At 68.5% G+C, this 17,478-nt stretch carries 13 protein-coding genes and 1 tRNA gene; 3 read left to right on the forward strand and 11 right to left on the reverse strand.

Going from position 1 to position 17,478, the window contains the following annotated elements; all coding sequences use genetic code 11:
* Positions 1-56: 56 nt before the first annotated feature.
* The 9 genes from rpsG to ACLF3M_RS30560 form a co-directional block, all read right to left on the reverse strand.
* Positions 57-533: a 30S ribosomal protein S7 gene (rpsG, locus tag ACLF3M_RS30520; protein WP_430660792.1), complete on the reverse strand. Its 477-nt coding sequence runs from the start codon at positions 531-533 to the stop codon at positions 57-59.
* A gap of 15 nt (positions 534-548) precedes the next feature.
* A complete protein-coding gene (rpsL, locus tag ACLF3M_RS30525) occupies positions 549-920 on the reverse strand; it encodes a 30S ribosomal protein S12 (protein WP_430660793.1) in 372 nt (123 codons plus the stop codon).
* Positions 921-1,231: 311 nt separating this feature from the next.
* Positions 1,232-5,500: a DNA-directed RNA polymerase subunit beta' gene (gene rpoC, locus ACLF3M_RS30530; RefSeq protein WP_430660794.1), complete on the reverse strand. Its 4,269-nt coding sequence runs from the start codon at positions 5,498-5,500 to the stop codon at positions 1,232-1,234.
* Positions 5,501-5,600: 100 nt separating this feature from the next.
* Positions 5,601-9,788 carry a DNA-directed RNA polymerase subunit beta gene (rpoB, locus tag ACLF3M_RS30535; RefSeq protein WP_430660795.1) on the reverse strand — a complete coding sequence of 1,396 codons (4,188 nt, stop codon included), beginning with the start codon at positions 9,786-9,788 and terminating at the stop codon, positions 5,601-5,603.
* 246 nt (positions 9,789-10,034) lie between these two features.
* The gene (gene rplL, locus ACLF3M_RS30540; RefSeq protein WP_430660796.1) at positions 10,035-10,418 is read right to left on the reverse strand and encodes a 50S ribosomal protein L7/L12; all 384 of its coding nucleotides are present in this window, start codon (positions 10,416-10,418) and stop codon (positions 10,035-10,037) included.
* A gap of 77 nt (positions 10,419-10,495) precedes the next feature.
* Entirely contained in the window at positions 10,496-11,023 is a 528-nt protein-coding gene (rplJ, locus tag ACLF3M_RS30545; protein ID WP_430660797.1) for a 50S ribosomal protein L10, read from the reverse strand.
* A gap of 353 nt (positions 11,024-11,376) precedes the next feature.
* Positions 11,377-12,075, reverse strand: a complete 699-nt coding sequence (gene rplA, locus ACLF3M_RS30550) for a 50S ribosomal protein L1 (protein WP_430660798.1) — start codon at positions 12,073-12,075, stop codon at positions 11,377-11,379.
* A gap of 4 nt (positions 12,076-12,079) precedes the next feature.
* A complete protein-coding gene (gene rplK, locus ACLF3M_RS30555) occupies positions 12,080-12,514 on the reverse strand; it encodes a 50S ribosomal protein L11 (RefSeq protein ID WP_430660799.1) in 435 nt (144 codons plus the stop codon).
* 248 nt (positions 12,515-12,762) lie between these two features.
* On the reverse strand, positions 12,763-13,671 hold the full coding sequence (locus ACLF3M_RS30560) for a LysR substrate-binding domain-containing protein (RefSeq protein WP_430660800.1): 909 nt from the start codon (positions 13,669-13,671) through the stop codon (positions 12,763-12,765).
* Positions 13,672-13,741: 70 nt separating this feature from the next.
* On the opposite strand from ACLF3M_RS30560, the gene ACLF3M_RS30565 reads away from it, so the two are divergent.
* Together ACLF3M_RS30565 and ACLF3M_RS30570 are read left to right on the forward strand one after the other, a co-directional pair.
* A complete protein-coding gene (locus tag ACLF3M_RS30565; RefSeq protein ID WP_430660801.1) occupies positions 13,742-14,485 on the forward strand; it encodes a TSUP family transporter in 744 nt (247 codons plus the stop codon).
* A gap of 10 nt (positions 14,486-14,495) precedes the next feature.
* Entirely contained in the window at positions 14,496-14,705 is a 210-nt protein-coding gene (locus ACLF3M_RS30570; RefSeq protein WP_430660802.1) for a hypothetical protein, read from the forward strand.
* On the opposite strand, the gene ACLF3M_RS30575 is transcribed toward ACLF3M_RS30570, so the two are convergent.
* Together ACLF3M_RS30575 and ACLF3M_RS30580 are read right to left on the reverse strand one after the other, a co-directional pair.
* A complete protein-coding gene (locus tag ACLF3M_RS30575) occupies positions 14,702-15,370 on the reverse strand; it encodes an RlmE family RNA methyltransferase (protein ID WP_430660803.1) in 669 nt (222 codons plus the stop codon). The two genes, ACLF3M_RS30570 and ACLF3M_RS30575, sit on opposite strands and share 4 nt — an antisense overlap.
* Positions 15,371-15,388: 18 nt before the next feature.
* Positions 15,389-16,465 (reverse strand): Ppx/GppA phosphatase family protein, encoded by a 1,077-nt coding sequence (locus ACLF3M_RS30580; protein WP_430660804.1) that lies wholly within the window; start codon positions 16,463-16,465, stop codon positions 15,389-15,391.
* 157 nt (positions 16,466-16,622) lie between these two features.
* On the opposite strand from ACLF3M_RS30580, the gene ACLF3M_RS30585 reads away from it, so the two are divergent.
* A tRNA-Gln gene (locus ACLF3M_RS30585) sits at positions 16,623-16,696 on the forward strand.
* Positions 16,697-17,478 lie beyond the last annotated feature (782 nt).

The raw sequence follows: 17,478 nt of genomic DNA on the forward strand, positions 1-17,478 counted from the left end.
GGCCATCGTCGTGCTTCCTGATCGATCCGTGCGTTACCGTCCGCGCTGAGCGCGGCTTACCAGCGATAATGGCTGAAGGCCTTGTTGGCCTCTGCCATGCGGTGCGTGTCCTCGCGCTTCTTGACGGCCGTGCCGCGGTTGTTCGCCGCGTCCATCAGCTCCGCCGAGAGGCGATCTTCCATCGTGTTCTCGCCGCGCTTGCGCGCGGCCTCGATCAGCCAGCGGATCGCAAGCGCCTGGCGGCGCTCCGGCCGGACCTCGACGGGCACCTGGTAGGTGGCGCCGCCGACACGCCGCGACCGCACCTCGATCGCCGGCTTCACGTTCTCCATCGCCTCGTGAAAGAGGCGCAGCGGGTCGGCATTCGCGCCGCCCTTCCGCTTCAGCGTGTCCATCGCCCCGTAGACGATGTTCTCCGCGACGGACTTCTTCCCGTCATACATCAGCACGTTCATGAAACGGCTGAGGACGAGGTCCCCGAACTTCGGATCCGGCAGGACCTCGCGCTTCTCGGCGCGGTGACGGCGCGACATCTGATCCCGTCTCCCTTACTTCGGCCGCTTGGCGCCGTAGAGCGAGCGCCGCTTGCGCCGCTTCGGCAGGCCCTGCGTGTCGAGCACGCCGCGGAGGATGTGGTAGCGCACGCCCGGAAGGTCCTTCACGCGGCCGCCGCGGATCAGCACCACGGAGTGCTCCTGAAGGTTATGGCCTTCGCCAGGGATGTAGCTCACCACCTCGAAGCCGTTGGTCAGGCGCACCTTGGCGACCTTGCGAAGCGCCGAGTTCGGCTTCTTCGGGGTCGTCGTATAGACGCGCGTGCAGACGCCGCGCTTCTGCGGGCTGCCCTTCAGCGCGGGCACCTTGTTCCGCTTCGGGTTCGGCTCCCGCCCCTGGGCGATGAGCTGGTTGATCGTCGGCATGACGCCCCTTTGCCTACCTATCCGCCAAACGCTTATGCCCGCCTGGGACACGCGTCTGCGTTCCCTGCGGGCACCTGTCCCATCAACGGCCTCAGCCATCCCTGCGGGAAGGCGGCGCCGCCGACGCTGCGCTGTCGGACCAAAAACAGCCCAGCCAAGTCGGGCACCGCGTGGCGCCACCCTTGGCCGAGGGCGCGCTATCTACGCCGCGCCCTGGGGGGAGTCAAGCGAAGGTGACGGCCCGGAAAGCAGAAGGCCGGCCCTTTTCAGGGGGCCGGCCTTCAACTTTTTCGGGGTTGACGTCCCCTGCCCTACTCCGCGGCCTTCGCCGGACCAGGGAGGGGCGCCGGTGCGACCGGCAGGCGGCCGCGGTCCCGCTGGGCCGCGAGCGCCCGCAGGCGGTTCATGACGGAGCCCGTGCCCGCCGGGATCAGGCGCCCGACGATCACATTCTCCTTCAGGCCGGCCAGTGTATCCACCTTGCCTGCCGTCGCGGCTTCGGTCAGCACGCGGGTCGTCTCCTGGAACGATGCCGCGGAGATGAAGGACGTCGTCTGCAGCGAGGCCTTGGTGATGCCCTGCAACACGGGCTCGGCCCGGGCAGGACGTTCCTTGGCGGCGAGTCGCTTCTCGTTCTCGATCTCGAACTCGATGCGCTCCACCGTCTCGCCGATCAGGAAGGTGGTGTCGCCTGGATCCAGGATCTCCACCTTCTGCAGCATCTGCCGGACGATGACCTCGATGTGCTTGTCGTTGATCTTCACGCCCTGCAGTCGATAGACGTCCTGGATCTCGTTCACTAGGTAGTTCGCGAGAGCCTCGACGCCGAGCACGCGCAGGATGTCGTGGGGCACGCGGGGGCCGTCCACCAGCGGGTCGCCGGCCTTCACGTAGTCGCCTTCCTGCACCGAGACGTGCTTGCCCTTCGGCACCAGGTATTCGCGCGGCGTCGGCGGCTCGTCGCTGCCGGCGGGCGCTTCCGGCACCACCAGGATGCGGCGCTTGGCCTTGTAGTCCTTGCCGAACTCCACGCGCCCGTCGATGTCGGCGATGATCGCCGCATCCTTCGGACGACGCGCCTCGAAGAGCTCCGCCACGCGCGGCAGGCCGCCCGTGATATCGCGCGTCTTCGACGATTCGCGCGGCATGCGGGCGATGACGTCGCCGGCGAAGACCTCCTTGCCGTTCTCGGTCGAGAGCAGCGAGCCCGGCGGCAGGAAGGTGATGGCCTCCGCCCCGCTGTCGCGCTTGACGACGTTGTTCTTCTCGTCGCGAAGGATCAGGCGCGGGCGCAGGTCGGCGCCGCGGCCCGTCGACTTGTATTCCACGACCTCCTTGAAGGAGAGGCCGGTCACTTCGTCCGTCCGCTCCATCAGGGTGATGCCGTCGATCAGGTCGGCGAACTCCACCTTGCCGTTCTTCTCGGTGATGATCGGCAGGGTGAAGGGATCCCATTCCGCGAGCTTCTGGCCGCGGGTAACGGAAGCCCCCTCCTCCAGCAGCAGACGCGCGCCATAGGGCACGCGCAGCCGCGCACGCTCGCGCCCGTTGGCGTCGAGCACGATGGCCTCGCAGTTGCGGCTCATGACGATCGTCGCACCGGTGCTGTTGGTGACGACCTGACGGTTGGCGAACTTCACCGTGCCGTCCGTCACCGCCTCCACCGCCGACTGCTCGGCGCCACGCTGCGCCGCACCGCCGATGTGGAAGGTGCGCATCGTAAGCTGCGTGCCGGGCTCGCCGATGGACTGCGCGGCGATGACGCCGACAGCCTCACCGGTGTTGACCGGCGTGCCGCGCGCGAGGTCACGGCCGTAGCAATGGCCGCAAACGCCGACGCGCGAGTCGCAGGTCAGCACGGAGCGGATCTTCACCGCCTCCACGCCGGCCTTCTCGATCTTCTCCGCGTCGGTTTCCTCGATCAGGTGGTTGTTGGGGATGAGGACCTCGCCCGTCGCGGGGTCGATCACCTCCTCCTGGCTGGTGCGGCCGAGAATGCGCTCCGACAGCGAGGAGACGACCTCGCCACCATCCATCACCGCGCGGACGGTGATGCCGCGCTCGGTGCCGCAATCATCCTCGACGATGATGCAGTCCTGCGCGACGTCCACCAGGCGGCGGGTCAGGTAGCCCGAGTTCGCCGTCTTCAGCGCGGTGTCCGCGAGGCCCTTGCGGGCGCCGTGGGTCGAGTTGAAGTACTCGAGGACCGTCAGGCCTTCCTTGAAGCAGTTGATGATGGGCTGCTCAATGATCTCACCCGAAGGCTTGGCCATGAGCCCGCGCATGCCTGCGAGCTGGCGCATCTGCGCCGGCGAGCCGCGCGCACCGGAGTGCGACATCATCCAGACGGAGTTGGCGGGCTTGCCCACCTCCTGCTTCTGGATCTCCTTCATCATGGCCTGCGCGACTTCCTCGGTGCAGCGCGACCACGCGTCCACGACCTTGTTGTAGCGCTCACCGGCGGTGATCAGGCCGTCGAGGTACTGCTGCTCGAACTCCTTCACCTGCTCCTTCGTCGTGTTGATCAGGTCATACTTGTTCCCCGGCATGACCATGTCGTCCTTGCCGAAGGAGATGCCGGCCCGCGCCGCGTTGCGGAAGCCGAGACCCATCAGCCGGTCGGCGAAGATCACGCTCTCCTTCTGGCCGCGGTGACGATACACCGCGTCGATCACGTCGGAGATCAGCTTCTTCGTCAGCAGGCGGTTGACCAGGCTGAACGGCGTGCGGGGGTCGCGCGGTAGCAGCGAGCCCATCATCATCCGCCCCGGCGTGGTCAGCACCGTGGTCAGCCCAGGGCCGTCCGGCTCCTTCGGCGCCGGGACGCGGGCATGGATCGCGCTGTGGATCGTGATCGCGCCCGTGGCCAGCGCCTGCTCGACCTCGCCCAAGCCGCCGAAGACATGCGGGCGGTGGTTCAGCGCCTCGAGCTCATCCGGCGTCAGCCCCTTGCCCTTCTTCGCGTCGGCGGACGCGATCAGCGCCTTCACCTCATCGACGCGCTTGCGGGCAGCGATGAATTCCGGCGTCTCCAGGCTGAGGTAGTAGAGCCCGAGCACGATGTCCTGGCTCGGCACGATGATCGGCTTGCCGTTGGCGGGGCTGAGGATGTTGTTGGTCGACATCATCAGCACGCGGGCTTCCAGCTGCGCCTCGAGCGACAGCGGGACGTGCACGGCCATCTGGTCGCCGTCGAAGTCCGCGTTGAAGGCCGTGCAGACCAGCGGGTGCAGCTGGATCGCCTTGCCCTCGACCAGGATCGGCTCGAAGGCCTGGATGCCCAGCCGGTGCAGCGTCGGCGCGCGGTTCAGCAGGACCGGGTGCTCGCGGATCACCTCCTCGAGGATGTCCCACACCTCCGGCCGCTCCTTCTCCACCATCCGCTTGGCGGCCTTGATGGTGGTGGCGTGGCCGTACTTCTCGAGCTTCGAATAGATGAAGGGCTTGAAGAGCTCGAGCGCCATCTTCTTCGGCAGGCCGCACTGATGCAGCTTCAGCTCCGGCCCGACGACGATGACCGAACGGCCGGAATAGTCGACGCGCTTGCCCAGCAGGTTCTGCCGGAAGCGGCCCTGCTTGCCCTTGAGCATGTCGGACAGCGACTTTAGCGGGCGCTTGTTGGCACCCGTGATCGCGCGGCCGCGGCGGCCGTTATCGAACAGCGCGTCAACCGCCTCCTGCAGCATGCGCTTCTCGTTGCGCACGATGATGTCGGGCGCGCGCAGCTCGATCAGGCGCTTCAGCCGGTTGTTCCGGTTGATGACGCGCCGATAGAGGTCGTTCAGGTCGGACGTCGCGAAGCGGCCTCCATCCAGCGGCACCAGCGGGCGCAGCTCCGGCGGGATCACCGGCACGACGTCGAGGATCATCCACTCCGGACGCGCGCCGCTTTCCGCGAAGCTCTCCAGCATCTTGAGCCGCTTCACGAGCTTCTTGCGCTTCGCCTCGGAGGTCGTCTCCTTCAGCTCGCCGCGCAGCTTCGGAGCTTCCTTCTGAACGTCGATGCCGGCGAGCATCTGCTTCACGGCCTCGGCGCCGATACCGACGCTGAAGGCGTCGTCGCCGAACTCGTCCTGCTTGTTCTGCAGCTGGTCCTCGGTCAGCAGCTGATGGAGCTTCAGGTCCGTCAGGCCCGGCTCCAGCACCACATAGCTCTCGAAGTAGAGGACCTTCTCCAGCTCCTTAAGCGACATGTCGACCATCAGGCCGACGCGGCTGGGCAGCGACTTCATGAACCAGATGTGAGCGACGGGCGAGGCGAGCTCGATGTGGCCCATGCGCTCGCGCCGGACCTTCGCCAGCGTCACCTCGACGCCGCACTTCTCGCAGATGATGCCGCGGAACTTCATCCGCTTGTACTTGCCGCAGAGGCACTCGTAGTCCTTGATTGGCCCGAAGATGCGGGCGCAGAACAGCCCGTCCCGCTCCGGCTTGAAGGTGCGGTAATTGATCGTCTCGGGCTTCTTGATCTCGCCATAGGACCAGGACCGGATCGTCTCGGGCGAGGCGATCGAGATCCTGATCTGGTCGAAGGTCATGGCCTGGCCAGTCTGGCCGAGGATCTTCATCAGTTCGTTCATGCCGTCGTCTCCGTCCGGCAGGCAGCACCCCGGCAAGGGTGCGCCGCGACAAAGGGAAGCCGCGCCGCCGCGAAGCGGCGCGGAAAGTCGAACCGCCGCGTCAGGTCGGGCGGGTCTCGAGATCCACGTTCAGGCCGAGCGACTTGAGCTCCTTCACCAGCACGTTGAAGGATTCCGGCACGCCGGCCTCGAAGTTGTCCTGGTCGCGCACGATCGCCTCGTAGACCTTGGTTCGGCCGGAGACGTCGTCCGACTTCACGGTCAGCATCTCCTGCAGCGTGTAGGCCGCGCCGTAGGCTTCCAGCGCCCAGACCTCCATCTCGCCGAAGCGCTGGCCGCCGAACTGCGCCTTGCCGCCCAGCGGCTGCTGGGTGACCAGGCTGTAGGGGCCGATCGAGCGCGCGTGGATCTTGTCGTCCACGAGGTGGTGCAGCTTCAGCATGTAGATGTAGCCGACCGTCACCTTGCGCTCGAACTTCTCGCCGGTGCGGCCGTCGTGCAGCCACACCTGGCCCGACCGGTCGAGGCCGGCACGCTCCAGCATGCCCTCGATGTCGGCCATGCGCGCGCCGTCGAAGACCGGCGTCGCGATCGGGATGCCCTTCTTGAGGTTGTCGCAGAGCTCGATCAGCGCATCGTCGTCGAGCTGGTCGACGTCGCGCGCCACGATCTCCTCGCCATAGGCCTCCACCAGCTTTGCGCGCAGTTCCTCCCGCATGAGGCCGCCGCGGCGATACTCCTCGACGAGCTCGCCGACCTGCTTGCCGAAATTGGCGCAGGCCCAGCCGAGATGCGTCTCGAGGATCTGCCCGACATTCATGCGCGACGGCACGCCGAGCGGGTTCAGCACGAGGTCGACGGAGGTCCCGTCCTCGAGGAACGGCATGTCCTCCACCGGCACGACGCGGCTGACCACGCCCTTGTTGCCGTGACGACCGGCCATCTTGTCGCCGGGCTGCAGCTTCCGCTTCACCGCGACGAAGACCTTGACCATCTTCATCACGCCGGGCGGCAGCTCGTCGCCGCGCTGCAGCTTCTCCACCTTGCTCTCGAAGCGCTTCTGCAGCTTCTCGACCGCGGCGTCGAATTCGCGCTTCAGCGCCTCGATCTCGGCCATCGCCGCGTCGTCCTGCACGGCGATCTGCCGCCAGGTCGCCTTGGCGTATTCGTCGAGCACCTGGTCGTTGATCTCGGTCCCCGACTTGATGCCCTTGAAGCCACCCGAGGCCTTCTTGCCGAGCAGGCGCTCCCGCAGGCGCGAGTAGAAGGACCGCTCCTGGATCGCCTTCTCGTCGTCGCGGTCCTTGGCCAGCCGCTCGATCTCCGCGCGCTCGATCGCCATGGCGCGCTCGTCCTTGTCCACGCCGCGGCGGGAGAAGACGCGCACGTCCACGATCGTGCCGGCCACACCGGGCGGCAGGCGCAGCGAGGTGTCGCGCACATCGGACGCCTTCTCGCCGAAGATGGCGCGGAGCAGCTTCTCCTCCGGCGTCATCGGACTTTCGCCCTTCGGCGTGACCTTGCCCACCAGGATGTCGCCGGGCTGCACCTCGGCGCCGATATAGACGATGCCGGCCTCGTCGAGGTTGCGCAGCGCCTCCTCACCCACGTTCGGGATGTCGCGGGTGATCTCCTCCTGGCCGAGCTTGGTGTCGCGGGCCATCACCTCGAATTCCTCGATGTGGATCGAGGTGAAGACGTCGTCCTTGGCGATGCGCTCGCTGATCAGGATCGAGTCCTCGAAGTTGTAGCCGTTCCACGGCATGAAGGCGCAGAGCACGTTGCGCCCCAGCGCGAGCTCGCCGAGCTCCGTGGACGGGCCGTCGGCAATGATGTCGCCGGCCGCCACCGTGTCGCCCACCTTCACCAGCGGGCGCTGGTTGATGCAGGTCGACTGGTTGGAGCGCTGGAACTTGCGTAGCCGGTAGATGTCGACGCCGCGGGTCGTGCCGTCATCGCCCGTCGCGCGCACCACGATGCGCGCGCCGTCGATGCTGTCGATCACGCCATCCCGGCGCGCGACGATCGTCGCGCCGGAGTCACGCGCCACAGCCGCTTCCATGCCGGTGCCGACCAGCGGCGCATCGGCGCGGATCAGCGGCACCGCCTGGCGCTGCATGTTGGAGCCCATCAGCGCGCGGTTGGCGTCGTCGTTCTCGAGGAACGGGATCAGCGCCGCGGCGACCGAGACCAGCTGCTTCGGCGAGACGTCGATCGCGGTGACCTCTTCCGGCTTCACCAGCCGGAAGTCGCCGCCGTCGCGCACCGACACCAGCTCCGACCGGAAGTTGCCGTCGGTGTCGAGCTCGGCGTCGGCCTGCGCGACGACCAGACGCTCCTCCTCCATGGCGGAGAGGTAGCGCGGGTTGCCCGTGACCTTGCCGTCCTTCACCAGGCGGTACGGCGTCTCGATGAAGCCGTACTTGTTCACCTTGGCGAAGGTGGCGAGGCTGTTGATCAAGCCGATGTTCGGGCCTTCCGGCGTCTCGATCGGGCAGATGCGGCCGTAATGCGTGGGGTGCACGTCGCGCACCTCGAAGCCCGCCCGCTCGCGCGTCAGGCCGCCCGGGCCAAGCGCCGAGAGGCGGCGCTTGTGCGTCACCTCGGACAGCGGGTTGGTCTGGTCCATGAACTGGCTGAGCTGGGAGGAGCCGAAGAACTCCCGCACCGCCGCCGCGGCCGGCTTCGCGTTGATCAGGTCATGCGGCATGACGCTGTCGATATCGACAGAGCCCATGCGCTCCTTGATCGCACGCTCCATGCGCAGCAGGCCGACGCGGTACTGGTTCTCCATGAGCTCGCCAACCGAGCGCACCCGGCGGTTGCCGAGGTTGTCGATGTCGTCGATGGAGCCGTTGCCGTCCTTCAGCTGCAGCAGGACGCGCATCGTCGAGACGATGTCCTCCTTCCGAAGCGTGCGGACATGGTCCGGCACCTCGTCGGTGCTGAAGCCGAGGCGCATGTTCATCTTCACCCGGCCGACGGCCGAGAGGTCGTAGCGCTCGGGGTCGAAGAACAGGCCGCGGAACAGCGTCTCCGCGGTCTCGGCGGTCGGCGGCTCGCCCGGGCGCATCACCCGGTAGATGTCCATCAGCGCCTCTTCGCGATTGGAATTCTTGTCCACCGCGAGCGTGTTGCGCATCCAGGGGCCGGTCGCCTGATCGATGGCGAGCGTCGGCAGGCGGTCAAGGCCCGCCTCCTCGATCGCCGTCAGCTTCGCCTCGGTCAGCTCCTCGCCGGCCTCGGCCCAGATCTCGCCGGACTGCCAGTTCACGAGGTCCTCGGCGACGAAGCGGCCGAGGATGTCGGCGCGGCCGACCAGCACCTCGGTCGTCCCGCCTTCCGCGATCTTGCGCGCGATGCGCGCCGTCATCTTGCTGTCCTTGGCGGCCACTTCCTGGCCGGTCTTCGCATCGACCAGCGCCTCGGCCAGCTTCAGGTTCTTGAAGGCCTCGGGGTCGAAGGGGCGCGACCAGCCCTTGGGCGAGCGGCTGAAGACCACCTGGCCGTAGAAGGCGTTCAGGATCTCCTCGGAGTCCATGCCGCGGATCTCGTGCGGCTCCAGGTTCGGCAGACCCTCGGCCGCGCGGCGCTTGCGCTCGCCTTCGGTCCAGGTGCTGTCGAGCGCATAGAGCAGCGTCGTCGCCGGCAGCTTCCGCTTCCGGTCGATGCGGACGTAGCAGATATCCTTGGCGTCGAACTCGAAGTCGAGCCAGGAGCCGCGATAGGGAATGACGCGCGCCGCGAACAGGTACTTGCCCGACGAGTGCGTCTTGCCCTTGTCGTGGTCGAAGAAGACGCCGGGGCTGCGGTGCATCTGCGAGACGATGACGCGCTCGGTGCCGTTGATGATGAAGGTGCCGTTGTCCGTCATGAGCGGCATGTCGCCCATGTAGACGTCCTGCTCCTTGATATCGCGGACGGAGCGGCTGCCCGTGTCCTCATCCACGTCCCATACGATCAGGCGCAGCCGCACCTTCAGCGGCGCCGCGAAGGTCAGGCCGCGCTGGATGCATTCCTCGACGTCGTACTTCGGCTCCTCGAGCTCGTACTGCACGAATTCCAGCCGGCCGCGCCCGCCGAAATCGTCGATCGGGAAGACGGACTTGAAGACCTCCTGGAGGCCGGCGTGCAGCCGCGCATCGGGGTCAACGCCCATCTGCAGGAACCCCTCATAGGAGGCGCGCTGCACGTCGATGAGGTTGGGCATCGGCGCCACTTCGGGCAGCCGCCCGAAGGACTTCCGAATGCGCTTGCGCCCGGTGAACGACTTCGTGATAGCGTTCATGCGTGTCCCGCTTCCCTCGTCCGCCGGCCCCGTACTGGACCGCGCGGCCTGAAACCTGGTGCCGCTAGTCTCGTTGCCCCCTCGCACCGCCGCCGGGGGCGGCGCGCGAAGGCGCTGACATCAAACGCGGGCGCGGGCGGGACTCCGTCTCCGGAATCCCGCCCGTTCCCGACCATGGTAGTCCGGCCCCCGCCCGGCGGCGGGAGCCTGGGGGCGCGCCCGGGTGGCCCCGGCCGCGCCGCCGAATCAGGTGATCTCGACGGTCGCGCCGTTCTCTTCGAGCACCTTCTTGATCTTCGCCGCCTCGTCCTTGTTCACGCCTTCCTTGACGGTCTTCGGCGCGCCCTCGACGAGGTCCTTGGCTTCCTTCAGGCCGAGACCCGTGATGGTACGGATCTCCTTGATCACATTGATCTTCTTGTCGCCGCCGGCCTTCAGGACGACGGTGAACTCCGTCTTCTCCTCGGCGGCAGGGGCCGCGGCGGCAGCGCCGGCAGCCGGAGCGGCGGCCACGGCGACGGGCGCCGCGGCGGAAACGCCCCACTTCTCCTCGAGCAGTTTGGAGAGCTCGGCAGCCTCCAGGACGGTCAAGGTGGACAGCTCGTCAACGAGCTTCGCAAGGTCAGCCATTTTCGGGTATCCTCGATCTAGTCGCTTGGCTTGGGGTTTGCAACACCCTGGGCCATCCCGGGGTGTTCATGCTTGGTTCAGGCGGCTTCCGCCGTCTCGTCCTTCTTGGCATAGGCCGAGAACACCCGCGCGAGCTGACTGCCGGGGGCCTGCAGCACGCCGGCGATCCGTGTCGCCGGGGTCTGGATCAGGCCGAGCAGCTGCGCACGCAGCGTCTCGAGCGAGGGCAACTCGGCCAACGCCTTCACGCCATCGGCGTTCAGCTGCTGGGTCCCGAGGGCCCCACCCAGGATCACGAACCTGTCGTTGGTCCTGGCGAAGTCCACGGCCGTCTTCGCCACCGCCACCGGATCCTTCGACCACGAGATCGCGGTCGGACCCTTCAGCAGGGGCTGGATGGCCTGGAACTTCGTGCCATCGAGGGCGAGGGAGGCCAGCCGGTTCTTCGCCACCTTGTAGTTCGCACCGGCGTCCCGCATGCGTTGCCGCAGCGTCGTCGCATCGGCCACCGTCAGCCCCTTGTTCTGGCTGACGAGGACGAACGACGTATCCGCGAACACCGCCTGCAGCGCCTGCACGAAGGCGCGCTTTTCCGTACGGTCCACGTCCCGTCTCCTGTAGTTTGCCGCAGCGATTCACGCCTTCGATGCTCGGGGCCTCCGGCCCTCTGCGCCCTCCGGCGATCGCAGCGGGGCTCCACCTTCTGGAAGGGTGAAAGCCGGTTCCTCCGCACCGGCCGCCCGATGCGTCAGTCGCCTGTTGGAAGGGACCGTCAAGCCAAGCCGATCAGGGTTCGCGCCCCACCGGCAAACTTCTCGGCACCCCATCTATCCCCTGCGGGCCTTTCGGCCGCTTCAAGGCCGGCCCGAAGGCCAGACCACAGAGGGTCTCCGACAGGTCGGGCAGGAGATCGCTCCCCTGCCCTGCCCGGCGGCCGAAGCCGCCGAATCTCGTGGGATCAGGCCGCGGTCAGCGAGCCCAGATCCACCTTCACGCCCGGGCCCATCGAGGAGCTCAGCGACACCTTCTTCACATAGGTGCCCTTCGCGCCCGTCGGGCGGGCCTTCTGGATCGCGTCGATGAAGGCGCGCGCATTCTCGAGCAGCTTGTCCTCCCCGAAGGAGGCCTTGCCAATGCCGGCATGCACGATGCCCGCCTTCTCCGCGCGGAACTCGACTTGGCCGGCCTTCGCCGCGGTCACAGCGCCCTTCACGTCCATGGTCACCGTGCCGAGCTTCGGGTTCGGCATCAGCCCGCGCGGGCCGAGCACCTTACCGAGCCGGCCGACGAGCGCCATCATGTCCGGCGTCGCAATGCAGCGCTCGAACTCGATCTTGCCTTCCTGCACCAGGGCGGCGAGGTCGTCCGCGCCTACCACATCGGCGCCGGCGGCCTTGGCTTCCTCGGCCTTGGCGCCGCGGGCGAAGACGCCAACGCGCAGCGTCTTTCCCGTGCCGGCAGGCAGGCCGACCACGCCGCGGACCATCTGGTCGGCGTGGCGGGGGTCGATGCCGAGGTTCATGGCGATCTCGACGGTTTCGTCGAACTTCGCCTTGGCGTTCGCCTTGACGAGCTTCACGGCCTCAGCCAGCGCGTAGCTCTTCTCGCGGTCGAAGGCGCTGTTGGCGGCCTTGAGGCGCTTGCCGATCTTCGCCATGGCCTCAGCCCTCCACCACGGTCATGCCCATCGAACGGGCGGATCCCGCGAGCATGCGCACCGCGCTCTCGACGTCGGTGCAGTTCATGTCCTTCATCTTCACCGCCGCGATCTCGCGCAGCTGGGCCTTGGTGACCCGGCCGACGCTGCCGCCCTTGCCCGGCGTCTGGCTGCCCTTCTCGATCTTGGCGGCCTTCAGCAGGAAGTAGGTGTTCGGCGGGGTCTTGGTGATGAAGGAGAAGGTGCGGTCGCTGTACGCCGTGATGACGACGGGCGTCGGCGTGCCCGGCTCCATCTGCTGCGTCGCAGCGTTGAACTCCTTGACGAACTGCATGATGTTCAGGCCGCGCTGACCGAGCGCGGGACCGACGGGCGGCGAGGGGTTCGCCTTGCCGGCCGGGATCTGCAGCTTGATGTAGCCGACGATCTTCTTTGCCACTGTCCAGTCCTCTGTTCCGTCACAGAGGCCCGCGGTCCTGGCGAGACGCCGAGGCGTCTCTCCCGCGTTCCCTGCAAAACGTCGCGCGCGGCCCAGGGAACCCGGACCGCGGCGAGCGGCGGCCTATAGTCCGGGCCCCGAAGGTTGTCCAGGGGTGTTGTCGGACGCTGCAAGGCGTACGGCGCCATGCAGGTGGCCGACCGTCATCCGAGGCGCGTCGCGCAGCCCTGCTGCGGAGCGATGCCCGGTCAACGCGCGCTGTCCGTCGGCCCCGGGGGCGGCTCGGCCGCCTCGAGGATCCAGCCGCGGAAGGCGACGAAGGCAGGCTCGCCGGCCCGTTCCGGCCGGTAGACCAGCCACCAGTTCGTCCGCTTGGGGCTCCGGACCGCGAAGGGGGCAACCAACCGCCCGGCGGCGAGGTCGTCGTCGATATAGGGCCTGATCCCCATCGCGACGCCGATCCCGTCGGCCGCAGCCTGCAGCGCCTGGCCATACTGGTCGAAGGCCGGGCCGGCCGCGCGAAGCTGGACCCCGGCCGCCGCGGCCCAGTCCGCCCAGTCCTCCGGCGCATGGGTCACGCGCAGCAGCGTCTCCCGCGCGAGGTCGGCCGGTGCCCCGAGCCGCGCGGCGATCGCCGGCGTGCAGACCGGTAGCAGGTCCGCCGCGACCAACCGGTCCGCCGCGAAGCCCGGCCAGGCCTCCGGGCCGGGGCCCGACCGGATGCCGCAGGTCCAGTCCGCGGAGAAAGGCACGGTCGGCCCGCCCGTGGCGATGCGGACTTCGATCCCCGGATGGATCCGGGTGAAGGAGGCGAGGCGCGGGATCAGCCAGCGGATGGCGAAACTCGGCCCGACGCCGACCGTCAGCACGGGCGAGGCCGGCCGCGCGACCACCTCCGCCGTCAGCCGCGCCAGCCCGTCCAGCAACGGGGTCAGCCCCGCGCGATAGGCCTCGCCCGCCGGGGTCGCGGCCAGGCGGTTGGCATGGCGGTCGAACAACGCGATGCCGAGCCGCTCCTCGAGCAGCCGCACCAGGCGGCTGACGGCGGCCGGCGTGACGCCGAGTTCCTCGGCGGCCGCGACGAAGGAGCCGGTGCGTGCCGCGGCCTCGAAGGCGCGGACGCCGTTGAGCGACGGCAGGCGGCGTTGGATCAGCATCAGGAAAACTCAGGCTGACCCTGAGATAACGCCGTTTGTCCTGCGCCGGCAACGGGCGCATCAACGCGGCATGTCGTCGCTGGTCATCGCCGTCGTCCTCCTCACCATGGTCGGGACCTCGCTGCTGTCGGGGGTCTTCGGCATGGCCGGCGGCCTGGTGCTGATCGGCGTGCTGCTGTTCCTGCTGCCCGTGCCGGACGCGATGGCGCTGCATGCCGTGACGCAGATCGCGTCCAACGGATGGCGGGCGGCGCTGTGGTGGCGGCACATCAAGGTGCGGCCGGTGATGGGGCTGATGATCGGCAACGCGCTCGCGCTCGGTGCCTGGTCGCTGGTGTTGGTGGTGCCGGATCGGGCGGTCGCGCTGCTGATGCTCGGCCTCAGCCCCTTCGCGGTGCGTGCCCTGCCCGACCGTTGGCAGCCCGACCCGATGCGGCTCTCCCATGGCGCGGCAGTGGGCGCGGTCGGGATGACGCTGATGCTGATGACGGGCGTCACGGGCCCGCTGCTGGACCGCTTCTTCCTTGGCGGCCGGCTCGACCGGCGCGAGATAGTGGCGAGCAAGGCCGCGATGCAGATGCTGAGCCACGCGGCCAAGCTGCTCTATTTCGGCGTGCTGGTCGCCGACACCGGCAGCGTGGACCCGGTCGTGGCCGTTCTGGCGATCATCGCCTCCATGCTCGGCACCACGCTCGCCAAGCGCGTGCTGGAGGCGATGAGCGACGCGCAGTACCGTGTCTGGGCGAACCGCATCATCACGGTGATCGGCAGCTTCTACATCGCCCAGGGAAGCTGGCTGATGGTGATGCGTTGAGGAGGAAGCCATGTCGGAGACGATCCGCCCCCTGATGCTCGACCTCGTCGCCTTCGTGGCCGAGCGCCCGCGCCCCTATGCCGAGGTGCTGGACGCCTGGCGGACCTCCTGCCCGCGCCTGACGGTGTGGGAGGACGCAACGGAGGCCGGGCTGGTCCGGCTGGACGAGGGCATGGTGCGGGCGACCGACGCCGGCCGGGCCGCGCTGCGGAACCGCTAACTCTTGAAGCCGGTCGCCACGACGTAGAGCTCCGCGCTGTCCTTGCGGCTCGCGGGCGGCTTGGCATGGCGGACGACGGCGAAGTTGCGCTTGAGCGTGTCGAGGAAGTCCTTCTCGGACCCGCCCTGGAAGACCTTCGCGACGAAAGCGCCGCCGGGCGCCAGCACGCGCAGCGCGAAATCCAACGCGAGCTCGGCCAGCGCCATGATCCGGAGGTGATCGGTCGCGGCATGGCCGGTGGTGTTCGGCGCCATGTCCGACAGCACGACATCGGCCTGGCCGCCCAGGGCGTCCTCGACCCGCTTCTCGGCCTCGGCGTCCTGGAAGTCGCCCTGCAGGATCACCGCGCCCGGCACGACATCCACCGGCAGGAGGTCGAGCCCCACGACATGCCCGCGGTCGCCCACCTTGCGCATCGCCACCTGCGTCCAGCCTCCGGGCGCGCAGCCGAGGTCAACCACCCGCGCGCCCCGCTTCAACACACGAAACTTGTCGTCGAGCTCGATCAGCTTGAATGCGGCGCGGGATCGCCAGCCTGCGGCCTTCGCCGCCTGCACATAGGGGTCGTTCAGTTGACGCTCGAGCCAGCGCTGGCTCTGCGGGCTGCGCCCCTTGGCCGTGCGCAAACGCGCCGACATCGAACGCCCGGGCGGTGGCTTGGTCATGCCCGGGGATATCGCGCGTCAGGCGTGCCCGTGCCAGCCCTGGCCGCGCGGCGCCGGCCGCCGGGGCGCCACGCGGTCCGCGCGCATCAGGCGCAGCAGCATGCCCTCCCGCAGGCCGCGATCAGCCACCGTCAGCCGCGGCGCCGGCCAGAGACGTCGGATCGCCGCATAGATCGCGCAGCCCGGCAGCACGAACTCCACGCGATCCGGCCCGACGCAGGGATGTGCCGCCAGCCCCTCACGCCCGAGCGCGAACAGGTCGCCCAGCGCCTGGTCCGCCAGGCAGGCATCCAGCGTCTGCCCGTCCACCAGCGGCCGGCGATAGCGCGGCAGTGCCATCGCGACACCCGCCAGCGTCGTGACGGTGCCCGAGGTCCCCATCAGCCGCACCCCGCCGGCGCGGATCTCCTGCCCGATGCGATGGACGGATTCGAAGCCCGCCAGGCAATCCGCCACCTCCTCCACGACGGCGTGGAAGCCGGCCTCGGTGAAGCAGGCCTCGCCGCAGCGCTCGGCGAGCGTCACCACGCCCAGAGGCAGCGACACGTAGCCGATGAGTTCCGGTGCGCGGCGCTGCGGATCCACGCGCACCCAGGCGATCTCGGTCGAGCCGCCGCCGATGTCGAACAGCAGCGCGCGGCGGTCGCCCTCCTCAATCAACGGGGCGCAGGACTCGACCGCGAGCTCAGCCTCCTCTCGCGCCGAGATGGCATGCAGGCGCAGCCCGGTCTCGGCCTCCACCCGGGCGAGGAAGGCCGGGCCGTTGGCAGCCCGACGGCAGGCCTCGGTCGCCACCGCGCGCAGGGCGCGGACGGGCCGTCGGGACAGCTTCTCCGCGCAGGCGCGCAGCGCGGCGACGGCGCGGTCCATCGCGTCCTCGGACAGGCGGCCCGTCGCGACCAGGCCCTCGCCGAGGCGAACGATGCGGCTGTAGCTGTCCACCACGCGGAAGCCGCCCGCGGTCGGCGTCGCCACCAGCAGCCGGCAATTATTCGTGCCGAGGTCGAGCGCCGCATAGGCCGGCACGGCCCAATCGCGCCGCGGGAGGGCGGCGCAGGGCTCGGGGCGATCGGGGGGGATGGCGTCCTGTGGCATGGCCTGCTTGCAGCACGGCATGATCCGGCCGGGCCGCGCCGGGGGCAAGGCATTTCCGCACCCATCACATGCGCCAGCTGTTGAACGCCCCGGATCGCCGTGCTACCTCCCCCGCCCGAACCGGAAGCCGCAGGGCTCCGGCGCCACCGCCGGGCGGTGGGGGATAGTTTAGTGGTAGAACTCCGGATTCTGACTCCGGCAGCCTTGGTTCGAATCCAGGTCCCCCAGCCACGTTGTCCTTGTCCGACAAACCGAACTGAGCACCGGATTCTCGCGCAGAAGCGCCTGTGCATGGCCAAGCAAGGGCCGCCCTGCGGCCGCACCGCCGCGTCGGCGACCTAGAGTCCTTCGGGCCCGCCCGCTACGCCGCTACCGCACATCCCCGCGACACGCCAGGCAGGATTCCCGGGTCGTTGAAGCAGGCAGCCCTACACAGCCACGTCTGCTGCTGCGCGCCCGTGGCGTCTGGACGCTTCCGTGTGATCCTGGTCCGCCTTCGGTTGAGCATCTGGGACGCCAGGGCCCGAGTCCGCACCAGCCTCGCGCTCGCTCTCGCCGACAGGAGCAGAGACCGCGCTTGCAGACACCTCATCGTCGGGCCGGGCCGGAGGCGCAATGCCAAGCCTTTCTTCCATCCAGCCCCAACCGAACATGAGAACCGGCATCGCTATGAGATACGCAACGAAGTAGGGCCAAGTTCCTGACCGTGCAACAGCGAGCCACGCCAACCACCATCCCAAGGCACTGACAAGTGCAATCGCAATGATCCGCACGTCACGTCCCCCTGGCGGCAAATCTTCGCGCGCCGCGACCGCTGGTTTGTAGCTGCCTATTCTAATGCGCCTGGGTTTCACCAGGAAGCAAAATTTGATGGCCAGACGCCGATCACTTTGCTGCCGGTGGCCGGACACCGGCTGCCACTCGTTCCCGCGAAGCAGTGCCGCGAAGCTGGCCTCCCCTCCCGCCGCCCACCGCGCCCGCGGTCACCGCGCCCGCGGTCACCGCTTCCGGCG

It is taken from the genome of Falsiroseomonas sp. HW251, from assembly GCF_050563545.1.
In the GTDB taxonomy this organism is placed as follows: domain Bacteria; phylum Pseudomonadota; class Alphaproteobacteria; order Acetobacterales; family Acetobacteraceae; genus Falsiroseomonas.

Coding starts and splice junctions, on each gene's coding strand:
- rpoB (WP_430660795.1), bottom strand. CDS start 9,788: ATGAACGCTATCACGAAGTCGTTCACCGGGCGCAAGCGCATTCGGAAG.
- ACLF3M_RS30560 (WP_430660800.1), bottom strand. CDS start 13,671: ATGCTGATCCAACGCCGCCTGCCGTCGCTCAACGGCGTCCGCGCCTTC.
- rplA (WP_430660798.1), bottom strand. CDS start 12,075: ATGGCGAAGATCGGCAAGCGCCTCAAGGCCGCCAACAGCGCCTTCGAC.
- rpsG (WP_430660792.1), bottom strand. CDS start 533: ATGTCGCGCCGTCACCGCGCCGAGAAGCGCGAGGTCCTGCCGGATCCG.
- rpoC (WP_430660794.1), bottom strand. CDS start 5,500: ATGAACGAACTGATGAAGATCCTCGGCCAGACTGGCCAGGCCATGACC.
- rplL (WP_430660796.1), bottom strand. CDS start 10,418: ATGGCTGACCTTGCGAAGCTCGTTGACGAGCTGTCCACCTTGACCGTC.
- ACLF3M_RS30565 (WP_430660801.1), top strand. CDS start 13,742: ATGTCGTCGCTGGTCATCGCCGTCGTCCTCCTCACCATGGTCGGGACC.
- ACLF3M_RS30580 (WP_430660804.1), bottom strand. CDS start 16,465: ATGCCACAGGACGCCATCCCCCCCGATCGCCCCGAGCCCTGCGCCGCC.
- ACLF3M_RS30570 (WP_430660802.1), top strand. CDS start 14,496: ATGTCGGAGACGATCCGCCCCCTGATGCTCGACCTCGTCGCCTTCGTG.
- rpsL (WP_430660793.1), bottom strand. CDS start 920: ATGCCGACGATCAACCAGCTCATCGCCCAGGGGCGGGAGCCGAACCCG.
- ACLF3M_RS30575 (WP_430660803.1), bottom strand. CDS start 15,370: ATGACCAAGCCACCGCCCGGGCGTTCGATGTCGGCGCGTTTGCGCACG.